Genomic DNA, 16,452 nt, shown 5'->3' with positions numbered 1-16,452 from the left:
ATCGAATTGTAAAAGCCAGCGACAATCGCTTGTGGAGAAAAAGAAAAAGGGCGGCCCGAAGACCGCCCTTTCCACCCGGTACGGAAGCTGTTCAGGCCTTGCGGCGACGCGCGGCAGCAAGGCCGATCGCGCCGAGACCGAAGAGGGCGAGCGCGCCCGGTTCCGGCACATCGGTGATCGGCTTGTAAGCCAGCGCAACGTTATCGAACTCGAACGAATAGCCCGAGCTGGAGGCGACCACCTTGTTGAAGGCCGTGTCCGAATTGATGTTCACATAATAGGTGCCGGTAGCGCCCTGATCGCCGTTTGCGGCCGCTGCGACGTCCGACCCCGAGTAGGTGAACAGCAGCGTATCGCCCGCATAGAAGGCGAGTGAGTTGTAGGCATCGACCGATCCCCACAGGATACCGAAATACTGGTGGTTATCACCAAGGTCGAGCGTGACGCTGCCGATGCCGGTCGTCAGATACTGGGTGACGTCCTGACCATCCGCCTGTGCGTTGCCGAACAGCGTGCCGTTGCCGCCCGAAACGTAGGGCGCCGCATATTTGCCGCCGACGTTCGGAAGCGCAGCCGTGCCCGCGGCCGTGCCGGCGAACGAGACGGTGATGCCGCTCGCGGTGGTTCCGCCGGGGCCGATCGCGTCGAAGCTCTCATAGACGTTGGCGCCGACGGGAACGCCGCCTACCGATGACGAAATCACAGCAGCCGACGCGCTGGTGGAAGCGAGCATGGCGGCAAAAGCGAAAGCATACTTCATGACATTATCCTCTGATCAAACCGTGTTCGGTCCATCAGATGCAGGGACGATGCCAGAATTGGTGAGTTCAGCTTTTGCAGGATAGACGATAGTTAACAGCGCGTTAGCTATAATCGTTATGTAAGTTTGCCCGACACGCCGCCCACGTTCAGGGGCGGCGTTCGAAAGCGGCGGTGATGTGCAGGCTGACCTCGTCGCCGAGCACGGGGAGCGCATAGGTGATGCCGTAGTCGCTGCGCTTGATGGTGGCGCTCGCCTCAAAGCCCACGGTTTCGATCTTGCTCATCGGATTGGGGCCGGCACCGGTGAAGCGCGCGTCGAGCACCACAGGCTTGGTGATGCCCTTGATCGTGAGGTCGCCGGTGATCTTCGCCTTGAGGCCATCGACGACGACCCCCGTCGATTTGAACGTGGCGGTCGGGAACTTCGCGGTGTCGAAAAAGTCGGCGCTCTTGAGGTGCGCGTTCAGTTTTTCGCTCGTCGTCGTCACCTTGTCGACGGGGATGGTCAGCGAAACGCTCGCGGACGCCGGTTTCGCGGGGTCCAGTGTCAACGTGCCGGTCGTGCCCCCGAAGATGCCGTAATAGACATTGAAGCCGAGGTGGTTGATGCCCCACGCGATCTGCGTGTGATCGGTATCGACGGTGTAGGTGCCGGCGGCGACCTTCGCGGCGGCCTCCGTGCCCGGCTGGCCCTGTGCGAGCGCTGGGGCGGCAAGGCCGAGAAGGGCAAGGGCGACGAACTGGGCTTTCATGGCGAGGGCTCCTGAAACGGGAAACGGCGCCCGCAGCCTGTGCCGCGCGCGCCGTTCCTGTCAACCGAAGCTCTTATGACGGAGCGTGTTAGTTCACCGCTTTGTCGACGAGCTTGTTCTTGCCGATCCACGGCATCATCGCGCGCAGGCGACCGCCGACCTCTTCGATCTGGTGCGCGTTCTGGTTCTTGCGGGCAGCCTTGAGTTCCGGGTTGCCGGCGCGATTGTCGAGGATGAAATCCTTGACGAAGCGGCCCTGCTGGATGTCGGCGAGCACGCGCTTCATTTCCGCCTTGGTCTCTTCGGTGACGATGCGCGGGCCGGTCTTGTAGTCGCCGTATTCGGCGGTGTTCGAGATCGAATAGCGCATGTTGGCGATGCCGCCCTCGTACATGAGGTCGACGATCAGCTTCACTTCGTGGAGGCACTCGAAATACGCCATTTCGGGCGCGTAGCCGGCTTCCACCAGCGTTTCGAAGCCCGCCATGATGAGGCTGGAAAGGCCGCCGCAGAGCACGGCCTGTTCGCCGAAGAGGTCGGTTTCGCACTCTTCCTTGAAGGTCGTCTCGATGATGCCCGAGCGGCCGCCGCCGACGGCGGACGCATAGGAGAGGGCGACATCGTGCGCGTTGCCGGTCGCGTCCTGCGCGATGGCGATCAGGCAGGGCACGCCGCCGCCGCGCTGATATTCGCTGCGCACTGTGTGGCCGGGGCCCTTCGGCGCGATCATGAACACGTCGATGTCGGCGCGCGGCTCGATGAGGCCGAAGTGGACGTTGAGGCCGTGCGCGAAGGCGAGCGCGGCGCCTTCCTTCATGTTCGGCGCGAGGTCGTTCGCATAGATCGCGGCCTGATGCTCATCGGGTGCCAGCACCATGATGACATCGGCCCACTTGGCGGCATCGGCATTCGAGAACACCTTGAAGCCGGCGGCTTCGGCCTTCTTCGCGGTGGCCGAGCCTTCGCGGAGCGCCACGCCGACTTCGGCGACGCCGCTGTCGCGCAGGTTCTGCGCATGGGCGTGGCCCTGGCTGCCATAGCCGACGATCGCGACCTTCTTGCCCTTGATGAGGCCCAAATCGGCATCGGCATCATAATAAACGCGCATGATTTCAGGACTTTCTCTGTTCGAATTGGGAGGAGATACGAAGAAAAATTCAGCTTGGGTCCTTGCCGCGCGAGATGGCGACGACGCCGCCGCGCGCGACCTCGACAAGGCCGACCTCGCGCATCAGCGCGATGAACGTGTTGACCTTCTCGGTGGACCCGGTGATTTCGAAGATGAAGCTCTCGATCGTCGCGTCGACGACGCGTGCGCGATAAATGTCGGCAAGGCGCATCGCCTCGAGGCGCTTGTCGCCGCCGCCCGTGACCTTGAGCAGCGCCATTTCGCGTTCGACGTGCGGCCCAAGCTCGGTGAGGTCGCTCACCTTGTGGACGGTCACGAGCCGATCGAGCTGCGCTTCGATCTGATCGATTACCTCCTGGGAGCCGGAGGTGACGATCGTGATGCGGCTGACATCGTGCAGTTCCGTGATGTCCGCCACGGTCAGGCTCTCGATGTTGTAGCCGCGCGCGGAGAACAGGCCGACGATCTTCGCAAGAACGCCGGACTCGTTATCGACGGTGATGGCGAGCGTATGCCGCCGGATGGGGCCGAGATCGCGCATCAAACGAGCGCCTGCGCGTCTTCGTCGAGTTCACCCTTCACGTCGGACGAATTCAGAAGCATTTCCGTATGGGCGGCACCGGACGGGATCATCGGGAAACAGTTCTCCAGCTTTGCAACGCGGCAATCGACGAACACGGGGCCGTCATACGCCAGCATCTCGGCGATACCGGCGTCGAGACCGTCGACATCGTCGATGCGGATGCCCTTCCAGCCGTACGCCTCCGCGAGCTTCACGAAATCCGGAAGCGCCTCGCTATAGCTTTCGGAATAGCGGCTCTCGTAAGTGAGCTGCTGCCACTGGCGGACCATGCCCATATACTCGTTGTTGAGTACGAACACCTTCACCGGCAGACGGTATTGAATCGCCGTGGACATCTCCTGAATGTTCATCAGGATCGAGGCCTCGCCCGCGATGTCGATGACGAGCGCCCTGGGGTTGCCCATCTGCGCACCGATTGCGGCGGGTAGCCCGTAGCCCATCGTGCCGAGCCCGCCCGACGTCAGCCACTTGCGCGGCGATTCGAAGTGGAAGTGCTGCGCGGCCCACATCTGGTGCTGGCCGACCTCTGTGGTGATGATCGGTGCCTTCGCCTTCGTCGCCTCGTAAAGGCGCTCAATCGCGTATTGCGGCAGGATTTCCTTGCCTGTCTGCCGGAAGCCGAGGCTGTCCTTCGTCCGCCACGCGTCGATCTTCGCGAACCACGCCTTCTGGTCGACGGCCTTGTGGGCGCGCGCCTTCCAGATCTTCAGCATGTCTTCAAGGACATGGCCGACATCGCCGACGATGCCGAGGTCCGCTTTCACGTTCTTGTTGATCGAGGAGCGGTCGATATCGATGTGGATCTTCTTCGAATTCGGCGAGAAGGCGTCGAGGCGCCCGGTGACGCGGTCGTCGAAGCGAGCGCCGATGCACAGCATCAGGTCGCATTCGTTCATCGCCATGTTGGCTTCGTATGTGCCGTGCATACCAAGCATACCGAGCCACTGCGGCGAGGCGGCGGGGAAGGCGCCGAGGCCCATCAGCGTCGAGGTGACGGGTGCACCCGTGACACGGGCCAGTTCACGCAGCAGCTGCGCGGCGCCGTTGCCGGAATTGATGACACCGCCGCCCGTGTAGAGGATCGGACGCTCGGCCTTCGCCAGCATTTCGACGGCGGCTTCGATGTCCTTCAGTTCACCCTTCAGCTGCAGCTTGTAGCCGTTATGCAGCGCCGAGCGCTTGCGGTAGCCCGCGCGCGCGACCTGAACGTCCTTCGGGATATCGATGACGACGGGGCCGGGGCGGCCCGAGGTGGCGATGTGGAACGCCTCGTGGACGATGTCCGCAAGCCGCTCCGGGTCTTTCACCAGGTAGTTGTGCTTGGAGCAGTGGCGCGTGATGCCGACCGTGTCGCACTCCTGAAAGGCATCCGACCCGATGAGGTGCGTGGCGACCTGTCCGGTGAGCACAACGACCGGGATGGAATCGAGCAGCGCGTCCGTGATGCCCGTGACGGCATTGGTCGCGCCGGGGCCGGAGGTGACGAGCACGACGCCGGGCTTGCCGGTCGAGCGTGCATAGCCCTCGGCCGCATGGACCGCGGCCTGCTCGTGGCGGACGAGGACGTGCTTGATCACCGTCTGTTGGAACAGTGCATCATAGATCGGCAGCACGGCGCCGCCCGGATAGCCGAAAACGGTATCGACGCCGAGCTCGGTCAGCGCTTGGATGAGATTTTCCGCTCCGGTTTTCTGTTCGTTCACAGCCATGGTTTCCTTGATTCGGCCCGCGCATGTACGAGATTAAAACGTTCAGGGCAACCCCACCTCTTGTAATATTCGTACAATTTGAATTTTATTAACGCATGATAGATGCAAAAACGAGATTGTGCTTTGAGGGTCTCGCGTTCGATCGCCAAGTTCGGCAAGATGGTCCAGATGGAAGACGCTAACGTTTCCACCGGGTTCGAGGATAGCCGTGCCGGGACCAGGACCTGGCATTTCGTTGTCGGAGTCTTTGCGCTGCTTGCCGCGCTCATCGGCATCGGTGCGATTTCGTTCGCCGCGTTCCAGCGCGCGGTCGACATCGAACGCACGCGCACCGAAGCCGTGGCCCGCACCAGCGAGGGTTTCGAGAGCCTTGTCGCGGCAGAGCGGGTGATCAACGCGCTGCAGGAGGCGGAACGCAGCCAGCGCGGTTTTGTGCTCACAGAGAACCCGGTGTTCCTTGAACCCTACGAAGCCGCGATCGCGCGCAGTTCGTCGGTTCTCGACGAGCTGCAGCGACGGATCGGTGAGGGCGACGAGCGGCAGACGGCGCGCTTCGTCGTCTTGCGCCGCCTCATCACGCTCAAGCTGGAGGAGATGGCGCGCTCGGTCGAAATGACCCGACGGGGCCGCATGGAGGCGGCGCGGATCGATGTCGCCTCGGGGTATGGCCGTCGCCTGATGGACGAAATTCAGGCGATGATGAACGAGATTGTCGAGGAGCAGCGGGCTGTCCTCGACCGGCGGCAACAGGAGGTCGTGAAGCGCGACCAGCTTGGCGCGCAGTCGCTCTACCGGCTCGCGGCGCTCGGCGTCGCGCTGCTGGTGGCGGCGCTCATCTCCATGATCGCGCTCGCCTACATGGTCTATCGCACCAAGCTGGCGTTGGAGCGCGAGGAGGCGGGCGAGATCCGGCGCAACGTGCTGGAGGCGGCGGTCGCGGCGCGCACGCACGAACTGACCCAGGCGAACGTTGCGCTGCGCGCCGAGATCGCCTCGCGCGAGGCGGCGGAAAACCGTTTGCGGCAGGCGCAGCGGATGGAGGCCGTCGGCCAGCTCACCGGCGGTATCGCGCATGACTTCAACAATATGCTCGCGGTCATCATCAGCAGCCTCGACCTCCTGAAACGGCGGATCAGCGCGGATGATGCACGCGTCGTGAAGCTGATCGACAATGCGCGCGAAGGTGCGAACCGCGCTGCGTCGCTTACCGCGCGGCTGCTCGCGTTCTCGCGGCGCCAATCGCTCAACCCGCAGACGGTCGACGTGAACACGCTGATGACGGGCGTTGTCGAACTGATCGGCCGCACGCTCGGCGAGCGGATCAGCGTCGAAACCAAATTCGGAGACAATATTCCCCCGGTATTCGTCGATCCCGGCGAACTCGAGAACGTGATCATCAACCTCGCCGCCAATGCGCGTGATGCGATGCCCGATGGCGGCGCACTCATGATCGAAACGAAGCGCTACGTGCCGGATGGCGAACCACTTTCCGAGGGCGAGGCGGCGAGCGCCTATGCGCTGATCAGCGTTACCGATACGGGGCAGGGTATGCCGCCGGAGGTCGCCGAGCGCGTATTCGAACCCTTCTTCACGACAAAGGCGGTCGGCAAGGGCACCGGCCTCGGGCTCAGCCAGGTCCATGGCTTCGTGCATCAGTCCGGCGGTCATATCTCGCTCGAATCCACACCGGGTGAAGGCACACGCGTCGATATTTATCTGCCGGTGCAGATCATCGGGCGGGTTGTTGCGTCTGCCCCGCGCGCTGAAGGGCCGCTTGCGCGCGGCAGCGCGGACGAAACCATCCTCGTGGTGGAGGACGAGGACCAGCTCCGCATGGTGACGGTCGAGAATCTGCGCGAGCTCGGTTACACGGTGCGCCATGCCGAGAACGGCAAGGAAGCGCTTGAAATCCTTGACGAGCATCCCGGCATCCGGTTGCTGTTCACCGATATCGTGATGCCCGGAATGTATGGCGACGAGCTTGCGCGCGAGGCGCTCTCGCGCTGGCCCGACCTCGGCCTGCTCTACACCAGCGGTTTCGCCCGCACGGGCGTTGACGGCGAGCCACTCGATCCGCCGGCCGAGACCGTGCGCAAGCCTTATACGATGGAGGGCCTCGCCCAGAAGGTGCGCGAAAGCCTCGATCAGGCGTCTAGGGCCGAAGCCGCGGCCAGTCGGGCGTCTGGTTCCTGAACCACGTGCGCTGGCGCTTGGCGTAACGCCGCGTATCGAGCTTTGCGCGCAGGATCGCGGCTTCCAGCGCACACTCACCCCTGAGATGCGCGATGAGCGGCGGGACGCCGATCGCCTTCATTACCGGGAGCGCCGGGTCGAGGTGCCTGGCGAGTAGCCGGGCCGCCTCGTCGAGGCCGCCGTCTGCCAGCATCGTATCGAAGCGCGCGTCGCAGCGACGGCCGAGTTCATCCCGGTCGATCTCGACGACAGCGGGCTCAAGCGCCACCGTGCTAAGCAGCCCGCCCGAAAGTTGCGCTTGATGATCGCCGAGCGAAACGCCCGTGCTGCGCATCACCTCCAGCGCCCGCGCCATGCGCTGTGTGTCGTTGGGATGGAGGCGCGCGGCCATCGCCGGATCTTCGCGTGCAAGCGCCTGCGCGAGTGCGGTGGTATCGAGCGCACGGACCACGGCGCGGACGTCTGGGTCGATCTCGGGCACCGGCGCGATGCCGTGGAGCAGCGTGCGCAGATAAAGGCCGGTGCCGCCGACGAGAATCGGCAGCAAGCCCTGTTCGTGCGCGCGTGCGATTTCGCGCCGCGCCAGATCGGCCCACCCGGCGGCACCGAGCGGAGATTCGGCCTCCAGGAATCCATAGAGCCGGTGCGGCGCGCGTGCCGTCTCAGCAGAGGAAGGGCGGGCGGAAAGAACGCTGAGGTCGCTGTAACACTGGCTCGCGTCCGCATTGATGATGACACCGCGCCGCGTTTCCGCCATGCGCAGCGCGAACGCTGACTTGCCGCTGGCAGTCGGTCCTGCAATGACCGCCAGCGGCGGCAAGGAAGGCGAGGTCATGAAGCTTGTTACAATCGTCGGATCGGAGCGTCTATCCGCGGGCGATGTGAGCGCGGCGCGCGATGCCGCTGCCGCTGCCGGCATGGACGCAGGGGCAGCGCGCTGGACGGAAGCCGAAGCTGTCGCCGAGTTTTCGGGCACGGGCCCTGCCGCGGCTGTACGCGACGCCGTGGAGGCCGCGGTTCCGCACGCTGACGTTATCGTTCAGGCGGCAGCGGAGCGCAGGCGGCGGCTTTTCATTGCCGACATGGATTCCACGATGATCACGGTCGAGTGCATTGACGAGCTTGCGGATTATGCGGGCCTCAAGGCCGAGATCAGCGCCGTTACCGAGGCGGCGATGCGTGGAGAGATCGACTTTATCGGCGCGCTCGAAGGCCGCGTTGCACTGCTTGCCCAGCTTCCGGTGGTTGCCATAGACGACTGCCTGCGCGACCGTGTGCGCCTCTCGCCGGGCGCGCAGACGCTGGTGCGAACGCTGCGCCTACACGGCGTGTACACGCTGCTCGTCTCAGGCGGCTTCACGCGCTTTACAGGTCCGGTCGCGGAGATGATCGGGTTCGACGAGGCGCGCGCCAACGTGCTCGAAACGCACGGTGACGTGCTGACGGGCAAGGTCGTGCCGCCGATCGTGGACGCGAACGCCAAGCGCGACGCGCTGACCGGTGCGGCGCAGGAGAGAGGCATCGCACTCGCCGAGACGATCGCGATCGGCGACGGCGCCAACGATCTGCTGATGGTGGAAACAGCGGGCCTCGGCGTCGCCTATCACGCGAAGCCCAAGCTTGCTGATGCGGCGGACATGCGGATTCGGCGCGGCGATCTCACGGTGCTTCTGCACGCGCTCGGCATTCCCCGCGCTGACTGGATCTCCGCCTAGCGCCTTGCGTGGTCCCGCCGCGTGGCGATCAGCACACGGGCGCCGATCGCGCCTTCGCGGATGAGTTCGATGCGGTTCAGCCAGCGTTCGCCTTCGGCAAGGAGTTGCGGGATCAACGCTTGACCTGCGGCCGTGCGGTGCATCGCCCGAATCCGGTCGATAGCGCCGCCCCAGCTGTATTCCACCTCTGCGGCATAGTCCGTGGAAATGTCGCTGACCGCGACGACGGAGAGCCGTGCATCTTCCATCAATCGGGAAAGCGTCTCCACGGAGCGCAGGCGCGGCCGCACGGGTTCGGCGTCTGCCCATTCGCGGTACCGCGGCGATGTCGTCTGGCGTTCGTCGGTAAGGACGAGGCTGCGCACCGCCACCTGGCCGCCGGGTACCAGCGTTTCGCACTGGCTGCGCAGCAGCGTCGTCAACGGCTCGCCGCGCTCGGCGAGTCCGTCGACGAGGACGAAGTCTGCGTCTGAAAGCAAAGCGCTGTCGGCGGCGCGGAGCAGTCTCACGCGCCCATCCGAAGCGTCGGCGAGCGGCTTCTGCGTTTCGGCGGCGAGCACGGTGCAGCCGATCGCCGATTGGAGTTCGCTTGCAACGCCGCCGAGTTCCGCGCCGAGATGCAGAATGCGGCTGCGCTGCCCCAGCCCGGCACGCGCGGACAGCGCCCTCAGCTGCGACGTACCCCGGGGTGTCAGTGAGCCGTGACCCCACACGATCTGTGCGGCGGCCAGCCGCTCAGGCGTCCAGTTCGTGGCTTCGGAAGGCTGCGAGGGGACCGCTTGCGCACGGGCCAGCGGCGATGGACGGGGGGAGGGTGCCGCATCCTCGTTGGCGACACGGGCGGCGAGGCGGCGTTTCAGCTCGGCAAGGTCATAGCCTTCCCACCACGCGCGCAGGCGTTGCCGCAAAGGTCCTCGCATCGGGATGCTGTCAGGCATTCAGGGCGTGATCGGCGGCCGACGTCATTCCGGCGCAGAGCGAGGCGAGCGCGAAGGTCGCCGCATCCTCGCCCGCAAGAAAGCGCAGCGCCGCGCCATCCCGGCCGACGCGGACGACCTGCGCGCGAATCGCCCCGGCGAGCGGGTGGGAGAGCACGACCGCTTCATCAATGTGGAGCGCGTGATCGGTTTCGATGAAGGCGCCCGCGGCGGATACATCGCGGAGCGCGGCGCTGACGCCCACGCCCGCGGCGTGGAGTGTGCAAAACCTGCCGCTGCGGACCGCAGCATGTCGCCGTGGGAATTCGCTGATGTTGTTGCTGATCATTCGCCGTCTGTCCCGCACCAAAGCAACTCTCGGGACATACGGGTCCCGCGGGTATCCAGAGCTAGCGCAAAGCCGTCGATGAAAGGTTAATTGGTGTGGACCGCGAAGCACGGCCTGCCGGAATCGCGTAGGCGCTGGCAGACGGCGTTGGCATCGCCGGGGTTTGCAAAGCGCCCGGCCTGCAGGCGAACCATGGCGCCGCTGGCCGCATAAGCCGGTTCCAGACCCGATACGATCGCCGGATACTCGCGGCGCAGCGTCGTCCAGGCCTCGCGGGCGCGGGCTTCCTGGGAGAACGCGCCGAGCTGAATGCGCCATTCGCCGCCGCTCGCGGTGTTCGGAGCCGGTGCGGCAGCGCGCGGCTGCGGAATATCGGCGTTGGCAACCACCGAGCGGCCCGGCACAGTAGCCAGCTGCGCGGGTTTGGGCGGGGCGGCTTGCGGCTTGTCCAGAGCAACGGTGTTGGCGAGCTTACGCGGGGCAGGAGCAAGCACGGGCTTGCCGCTTGATGCTAGCTTGTCCCCCGCCGTCATCGCCGCGGCCATCTCGCTGCCGGCGGCCCGGTCGGCGGGCGACAGGCTTGCCGTCATGGTGGCAAGCGCGCGCCCGGCCTGCGGAAGGCCGGCGTTGTTTGCCTGTGTCATGTAAGCATAGGCCAGCGGCCAGTTCTTCGGCAGTGTATCGCCATTGAAGTGGAGCACGCCGAGCATGTATTGCGCGCGGGCATCACGCTTTGCGGCCGCATTCTGCCAGAGTTCCGCTGCCCGCGCCTTCTCGCCGCGCTGGGCGAGCAGGATGCCGAGGTTGGACTGGGCGGGCGCGTGGCCCTTGTCCGCAGCGCGGCGGTAGAAGTCTTCCGCCTTCGCCTTGTCGAGCGGGACGCCGCGGCCGAGCTTATAGGCCTGCCCCATATTGAAGAGCGCGTCCGGGTCGCCCTTTGCCGCGAACGGCATCCATTCGACGACCGCGCCCTTGTAGTCGCTCGCCTGCCATTTGACGACGCCTTCCTTGACGCCGCCAAGTGCCGGAACCGAAACGAAAAGGGCAAGAAACGCAGTCGCGGTGATGAGGCCGTGTCGCATGGTGGCGTTCTCTAGAGCAGTCTTTGAGGTAAGGGAATCCCCGACAGTGGTTACGATGCCGCGCATGGAAATTCCCCGCGGCATTTTTCGCACGCAATCATCAGAGAGTTTTCAAGAAATAACCCCAAGGCTTTACCGAAAATTAGCTTTGTGCGTGCGATCCATGCCCTGCAATTCGCAGAGTCTATGGGGAAAAGCCAATGCGCGTTCTCGCGTTAGCTTCACAAAAGGGCGGTTCGGGCAAGACCACGCTCAGCGGCCATCTCGCTGTTCAGGCGCAGAGGGCCGGTGCGGGGCCCGTCGTTCTCATCGATATCGATCCCCAGGGCTCGCTTGCGGACTGGTGGAACGAGCGTGAGGCCGAAATGCCCGCATTTGCGCAGACGACCGTCGCGCGTCTCGTTACCGATCTTGAAATGCTGCGGCAGAAGGGCTTCAAGCTCGCCGTGATCGACACGCCGCCGGCGATCACCGTCGCCATTCAGAGCGTGCTTTCGGTTGCCGAACTCGTCGTCATCCCGACCCGCCCGAGCCCGCACGACCTGCGCGCCGCGGGCGCTACGGTCGAGCTGTGCGAACGGGCGGGCAAACCGCTGATCTTCGTCGTGAACGCGGCGACGCCGCGCGCCAAGATCACCTACGAGGCCGCCGTCGCGCTTTCGCAGCACGGCACGGTCGCGCCGGTGACGCTGCACCACCGCACCGACTACGCGGCATCGATGATCGATGGCCGCACGGTCATGGAAATCGAGCCTGAAGGCAAGTCCGCTCAGGAAATCGTGGAACTGTGGACGTACATCGCGGACCGCCTTGAAAAGAATTTCCGCCGGACGGTGTTCAACGCGCCGGGCCAGCATGTGCCGACTCCTGCCGTGCGGGCCGCCGGCGGGTTCGGTCGGAAAGCCGCAGGGTAACAATAAGACGCAAGGGGCCGTTCCGGGGAAAGGTAAGTTATGAACGAGGCCAACTATGCTTCTTTGACCGCCGGTCTGCTCGCGCGGAAGGGACAAGCGCGTCCGGCGATGCGGCCGCAAGGCTACGGCTTTGCGTCCGACGACGATCTCGGTTGGAACGATATGGGCGGCACTGACATGCTGACCGCCGAACAGCGCGCTGCGCTGATGCCGGCACAACCGATGCATTTCCAGCCGCGTCCGGTGGTGGATTTCGAAGAGTCCGTGCCGTCTCCGGTTGCCGCGCAGCAGCAGGCGATCGCCGACGAGTTCGCGGCCGCAGCGGCGGCTGTCGTTCCCGCGTCGGAACCGGAAACGGTCGAGCTTCCCGAGGTTCCCGTGTCTGCGCCGGTCGCGGCGCCGATCCCTTCGATCAACGTGGCGCCTGCGCAACCCGTGCATCGCCCGCGTGCGGCGGCCGGCTCCAAGGCGAAGGCCGCGTTCACGCTGCGACTCGATCCGGAGCGTCACATGAATCTGCGCCTCGCGTGCGTCTATGCGCACCAGTCCGCGCAGCAACTCGTGACCGCGGCGCTCGACGAATATCTGTCCACGCATTTTCCGGACGCGTTGAAAGACGTGAGGAAGACCGCCGCCAACTAGGGGCGAACGACGGGGTGAAGGGGCCAAGACCATGCAGACTCAGCGCAATACGGTGCTCAAGCTGGCCGCGAGTGCATTCACGCTCGGGGTCTCTCTGACGGCGTGCCAATCTTCAAGCAGCCCTGTGGCGCACGTGAACACGGCGATCGGTTCGGTCGATGCCCCGCAACCCTCGGTCGTTCTCATCAAGCAGGCGGAAGCCGCGCGGCTGGCCGGCAATCCGGTGGCGGCAATCAGCTTCGCCGAGCTTGCCGTTACCGCTGATCCGCAGAACGCCGACGCACGCTTCGCGCTTGCAAAGGCCTATACGGCGGCGGGGCGTTATCGGTCTGCCGCGGAAGCCTATGGCGACCTGTCGGCGATGAACCCTGCCGATCCGAGCGTCCGCTTCCGCGCGGCGCTTTCGTCGCTTGCGGCGGGCAACCGTTACACGGCGCTGTCCTCGCTCGATGCGCTCGCGTCCGAGCCCTCGCTTGCCGCCGACGTCGGTCTCGCGCTCGCGCTTTCGGGCGAGACGCACAAAGCGATCAGCCTGCTTGAGACGTCGGTTCGCGCCGGCAATTCGACCCCGCGCCTACGCCAGAATCTTGCGCTTGCTCAGGCGCTTGCCGGCGAATGGGCCGCCGCGCGCACGACCGCTTCGATGGACCTGTCGCCCGATGCGGTCGATGCCCGCGTTGCCGAATGGGCCGCGATCGCTTCCAATACGGATAGCTCGTGGCGCACGGCTTCGGTGCTGGGCGTGGAGATGGCTGCGAATGATGCCGGCCGCCCGGTGGCGCTCGCCTGGGCGAAGCCGCAGGCCGAAGTCATGGTGGCGGCTGTTGAGGCGCCTGTCGTGGAAAGCGCGCCGGAGCCTGTGGTTGTTGCCGCTGTCGCGGAACCCGCGCCGGCGGTCATCGCCGAGGCCGCGCCGGTCGTTCGGGCCGAGCCTGTCGCCATCGCGCGGGCCGAGGTACCGGTTGCGGCCGAGCCTGCGCAGCCGATCGTGAAGATCCGGGCGGTTCAGCCTGGGTTCGAGACACCGAAAGCTGTGTCCGCCGTGAAGCGGGAGATCCGTGCGCTGCAGAAGCCGACGCACGGCGCGTGGGTCGTCCAGCTCGGTTCCTACGCGAAGCCCGAGTTTCTGAACGCCGGATGGAAGGCACTGACCCGCAAAAACAGCGCGCTTGGTGAATTCGATCCGATCCGGAGCCAGATCGCGGTCAACGGGGCGACATATCATCGCCTCGCTATCGGCTCGTTCGCGAACGTCACCGAAGCCGTCGACCTCTGCCGGAATCTGAAGTCGGAAGGCTACAGCTGCTTCGTCCGCAAGGGCGCGGGCGCCCCCGAAGCGACCTCGGCCAAGAAGGCCTGATCAGCCCGCGAAGGCGATTTCCCCGCCTTTCACGGTCCATTTCACACGGCCCTGCACGGGAAGCCCGTCGAACGGCGTGTTGTCGCCGGGCGACACGAATTTCGACGCATTGATCCGCCAGGGCGCGCCTGCATCGAACAGCACGATGTCGGCTGGTGCCCCCGCTTCAAGCGTCCCGCCCGGAACCCCGAAGATCGCCGCGGGTGTCGCGCTCATCATCGCGACGAGGCGGGCCAGCGGCACGCCTGCGTTCTCTCCGGCCGAAATCGCGAGCGCGAGCAGCGTTTCCGCGCCCGACATGCCCGGCGTCGCCTGCGCGAAAGGCAGCCGCTTTTCGTCCTGACCGCGCGGATCGTGCGCGGATGTGAGGCAATCGATCGTGCCGTCCGCCAGCCCTGCGAGCAAAGCGCGGCGGTCGTCCTCGCTGCGCAGCGGCGGGGAGAGGCGCGTGAAGGTGCGGTAGCCGGTGACGGCCTCGTCATTCAGCAGCAGATAGGCGGGCGCCGTGCCGCACGTGACGCGCGCGCCGCGCGCACGGGCCGTGCGGATGACGTCCAGCCCTTCGGCGGTGGTGACCTTGTGAACGTGGAGACGCGCACCGGCCGCTTCGGCGAGCCGCACATCACGGGCGATAGCGATGGCTTCGGCGATCGCCGGGGCGGACGCAAGACCGAGACGGGTCGCGGTTTCCCCCGTGGTCGCCTCGGCACCTTCGGTGAGCGCGGCGTCTTCGGCATGAACCACGGTGACGAGATCGAAAGCGGCGGCGTATTGCAGAAGCCGGAACATGACCGCTGACGACGCGATCTGGCGACGGCCGGTCGCGATGCCGACCGCGCCCGCCAGCTTCATCAGGGCGACCTCGGCAAGCTCGGTTCCGGCAAGGCCGCGCGTCGCGGCGGCGAGCGGATGCACCCAGACATGCGGCTTGCCGATGCGCTGCGCGCGTTCGGCGAGCGCCGGATCGTCGATCACCGGCGACTGATCGGGCATCAGCAGCGTGCAGGTAATGCCGCCCGCGAGGAACGCGGCGGGTTCCGACTTGAACACGCCCGCATCGACGAAGCCGGGCGCCGCAACGAGCCCCGAGGCGTCGATGCGCTGCGCGTCCGAGGGGATATCGGGTTTGCCGACGGCCGCGATGGTGCGGTCGGTGACAAGAATGTCCGCAGCAGCGTCCGTTCCGTTCGCAGGGTCGATGACGCGGGCGCCCGTGATTGCAAGCGGCCTCATGCGCGTGTCTCCCATCCCGCAGCGCCCCTTCGGGTGCGGGTCAGGACGTCGAGGCACGCCATGCGGACGGCGACGCCCATCTCGACCTGCTCGGTGATCGCGGAGCGGGCAATATCGTCTGCGACCTGCGATTCGATCTCGACGCCCCGGTTCATCGGGCCGGGATGCATGACGAGCACGTTGTCGCCCGCCGTCGCGAGGCGCTTCGCTGTGAGGCCGTAGAAGTGGAAATACTCGCGCTCCGAGGGAAGATAGGCGCCCGCCATGCGCTCCCGCTGAAGCCGGAGCATCATGATGACGTCGGCGCCTTCGAGGCCCGCATCCATGTCCGTGAAGGCGGTGACGCCGAAACGCTCGATCCCCGCGGGCATCAGCGTCGGTGGCGCGACCGCGCGCACCTCGGCACCGAGCGCGGCGAGCAGATGGAAGTTCGAGCGGGCCACGCGGCTGTGGAGAATGTCGCCGCAGATCGCGACCTTCAGCCCTTCGATCCGGCCCTTGCGGCGGCGGATGGTGAGCGCATCGAGCAGCGCCTGCGTCGGATGCTCGTGGCGTCCATCGCCCGCGTTCAGCACCGGACAATCGACCTTGGACGCAATGAGTGCGACCGCGCCCGAGGCATCGTGGCGGATGACGATCACGTCGGGATGCATGGCGTTCAGCGTAAGCGCCGTGTCGAGCAGGGTTTCGCCCTTCTTCATCGAGGAGGACTGGACGGACATGTTGACGACGTCGGCGCCCAGGCGTTTGCCCGCGATCTCGAACGACAGCAGCGTGCGCGTCGAGTTTTCGAAGAAGGCGTTGATCTGGGTGAGGCTCGCCAGCCGCTCATCACGTTTGTGCGCGCTGCGGCTGAGTTCCACCCAGTGTTCGGCCTCGTTCAGAAGGAAGCCGATTTCCCAGGGCTTCAGGCCTTCGATTCCAAGCAAATGTGCGTGCGGGAAGGGATGCACGCCCGGCGGCACGGCCGGTAGCGGAGCGGGTTGGGCTGCTGATGTCATTAAAGCCAAGCCTTTAGTCTTGCATACGGCAACGGGCAAGGGGCGAAACCGGCCGCCTGTCACATCATCTTGCGGGCTTGACGCTGCGGCCGGTGCGGGGCACGCCCTCGA

16 protein-coding genes are annotated in these 16,452 nt (G+C 65.6%); 5 read left to right on the top strand and 11 right to left on the bottom strand.

Annotated features, from left to right (window positions below):
• Positions 1 to 91 precede the first annotated feature (91 nt).
• From AAC014_RS04160 to AAC014_RS04140, 5 genes are all read right to left on the bottom strand, one after another.
• Entirely contained in the window at positions 92 to 760 is a 669-nt protein-coding gene (locus tag AAC014_RS04160) for a PEP-CTERM sorting domain-containing protein (protein ID WP_339704423.1), read from the bottom strand.
• A gap of 148 nt (positions 761 to 908) precedes the next feature.
• A complete protein-coding gene (locus AAC014_RS04155) occupies positions 909 to 1,514 on the bottom strand; it encodes a YceI family protein (RefSeq protein ID WP_339704420.1) in 606 nt (201 codons plus the stop codon).
• 88 nt (positions 1,515 to 1,602) lie between these two features.
• Positions 1,603 to 2,622, bottom strand: a complete 1,020-nt coding sequence (gene ilvC / locus AAC014_RS04150) for a ketol-acid reductoisomerase (RefSeq protein WP_293780935.1) — start codon at positions 2,620 to 2,622, stop codon at positions 1,603 to 1,605.
• A gap of 49 nt (positions 2,623 to 2,671) precedes the next feature.
• Positions 2,672 to 3,184 (bottom strand): acetolactate synthase small subunit, encoded by a 513-nt coding sequence (gene ilvN / locus AAC014_RS04145; protein ID WP_339704412.1) that lies wholly within the window; start codon positions 3,182 to 3,184, stop codon positions 2,672 to 2,674.
• On the bottom strand, positions 3,184 to 4,935 hold the full coding sequence (locus AAC014_RS04140; RefSeq protein WP_339704409.1) for an acetolactate synthase 3 large subunit: 1,752 nt from the start codon (positions 4,933 to 4,935) through the stop codon (positions 3,184 to 3,186). Before AAC014_RS04140 ends, ilvN begins: the two co-directional genes overlap by 1 nt.
• 123 nt (positions 4,936 to 5,058) lie before the next feature.
• On the opposite strand from AAC014_RS04140, the gene AAC014_RS04135 reads away from it, so the two are divergent.
• On the top strand, positions 5,059 to 7,128 hold the full coding sequence (locus AAC014_RS04135) for a CHASE3 domain-containing protein (protein ID WP_339704406.1): 2,070 nt from the start codon (positions 5,059 to 5,061) through the stop codon (positions 7,126 to 7,128).
• Here AAC014_RS04135 and miaA read toward each other — a convergent pair.
• Entirely contained in the window at positions 7,088 to 7,963 is an 876-nt protein-coding gene (gene miaA / locus AAC014_RS04130) for a tRNA (adenosine(37)-N6)-dimethylallyltransferase MiaA (RefSeq protein ID WP_339704403.1), read from the bottom strand. The two genes, AAC014_RS04135 and miaA, sit on opposite strands and share 41 nt — an antisense overlap.
• On the opposite strand from miaA, the gene serB reads away from it, so the two are divergent.
• Positions 7,962 to 8,843 (top strand): phosphoserine phosphatase SerB, encoded by an 882-nt coding sequence (gene serB / locus AAC014_RS04125; RefSeq protein WP_339704397.1) that lies wholly within the window; start codon positions 7,962 to 7,964, stop codon positions 8,841 to 8,843. The genes miaA and serB overlap by 2 nt on opposite strands.
• Here serB and AAC014_RS04120 read toward each other — a convergent pair.
• From AAC014_RS04120 to AAC014_RS04110, 3 genes are all read right to left on the bottom strand, one after another.
• Positions 8,840 to 9,763, bottom strand: coding sequence for a hypothetical protein (locus AAC014_RS04120; protein WP_339704394.1), 924 nt, complete (start codon positions 9,761 to 9,763; stop codon positions 8,840 to 8,842). The two genes, serB and AAC014_RS04120, sit on opposite strands and share 4 nt — an antisense overlap.
• A 10-nt stretch (positions 9,764 to 9,773) precedes the next feature.
• Positions 9,774 to 10,109 (bottom strand): PilZ domain-containing protein, encoded by a 336-nt coding sequence (locus tag AAC014_RS04115; RefSeq protein ID WP_339704391.1) that lies wholly within the window; start codon positions 10,107 to 10,109, stop codon positions 9,774 to 9,776.
• An 86-nt stretch (positions 10,110 to 10,195) separates the two neighbouring features.
• Positions 10,196 to 11,191 (bottom strand): SPOR domain-containing protein, encoded by a 996-nt coding sequence (locus tag AAC014_RS04110; RefSeq protein ID WP_339704388.1) that lies wholly within the window; start codon positions 11,189 to 11,191, stop codon positions 10,196 to 10,198.
• A 200-nt stretch (positions 11,192 to 11,391) separates the two neighbouring features.
• Between AAC014_RS04110 and AAC014_RS04105 the strand changes: the two genes are divergently transcribed.
• The 3 genes from AAC014_RS04105 to AAC014_RS04095 are packed head-to-tail and all read left to right on the top strand — an operon-like array spanning position 11,392 to position 14,107.
• Positions 11,392 to 12,105, top strand: coding sequence for a ParA family protein (locus AAC014_RS04105; RefSeq protein WP_339704385.1), 714 nt, complete (start codon positions 11,392 to 11,394; stop codon positions 12,103 to 12,105).
• 39 nt (positions 12,106 to 12,144) lie between these two features.
• The gene (locus AAC014_RS04100; RefSeq protein ID WP_339704382.1) at positions 12,145 to 12,747 is read left to right on the top strand and encodes a hypothetical protein; all 603 of its coding nucleotides are present in this window, start codon (positions 12,145 to 12,147) and stop codon (positions 12,745 to 12,747) included.
• Positions 12,748 to 12,778: 31 nt separating this feature from the next.
• Complete coding sequence (locus tag AAC014_RS04095; protein ID WP_339704379.1) at positions 12,779 to 14,107, top strand: tetratricopeptide repeat protein; 1,329 nt, start codon at positions 12,779 to 12,781, stop codon at positions 14,105 to 14,107.
• On the opposite strand, the gene AAC014_RS04090 is transcribed toward AAC014_RS04095, so the two are convergent.
• A complete protein-coding gene (locus AAC014_RS04090; RefSeq protein ID WP_339704376.1) occupies positions 14,108 to 15,340 on the bottom strand; it encodes a dihydroorotase in 1,233 nt (410 codons plus the stop codon). It lies immediately after the preceding gene.
• On the bottom strand, positions 15,337 to 16,341 hold the full coding sequence (locus AAC014_RS04085) for an aspartate carbamoyltransferase catalytic subunit (protein WP_339704373.1): 1,005 nt from the start codon (positions 16,339 to 16,341) through the stop codon (positions 15,337 to 15,339). Before AAC014_RS04085 ends, AAC014_RS04090 begins: the two co-directional genes overlap by 4 nt.
• Positions 16,342 to 16,452 lie beyond the last annotated feature (111 nt).

Origin of the sequence: uncultured Sphingosinicella sp., from assembly GCF_963974575.1 — a bacterium.
Lineage (GTDB): Bacteria > Pseudomonadota > Alphaproteobacteria > Sphingomonadales > Sphingomonadaceae > Sphingosinicella.
The sequence above is the reverse complement of the archived record's forward strand: the minus strand, read 5'-3'. Positions and strand labels throughout refer to the sequence as shown.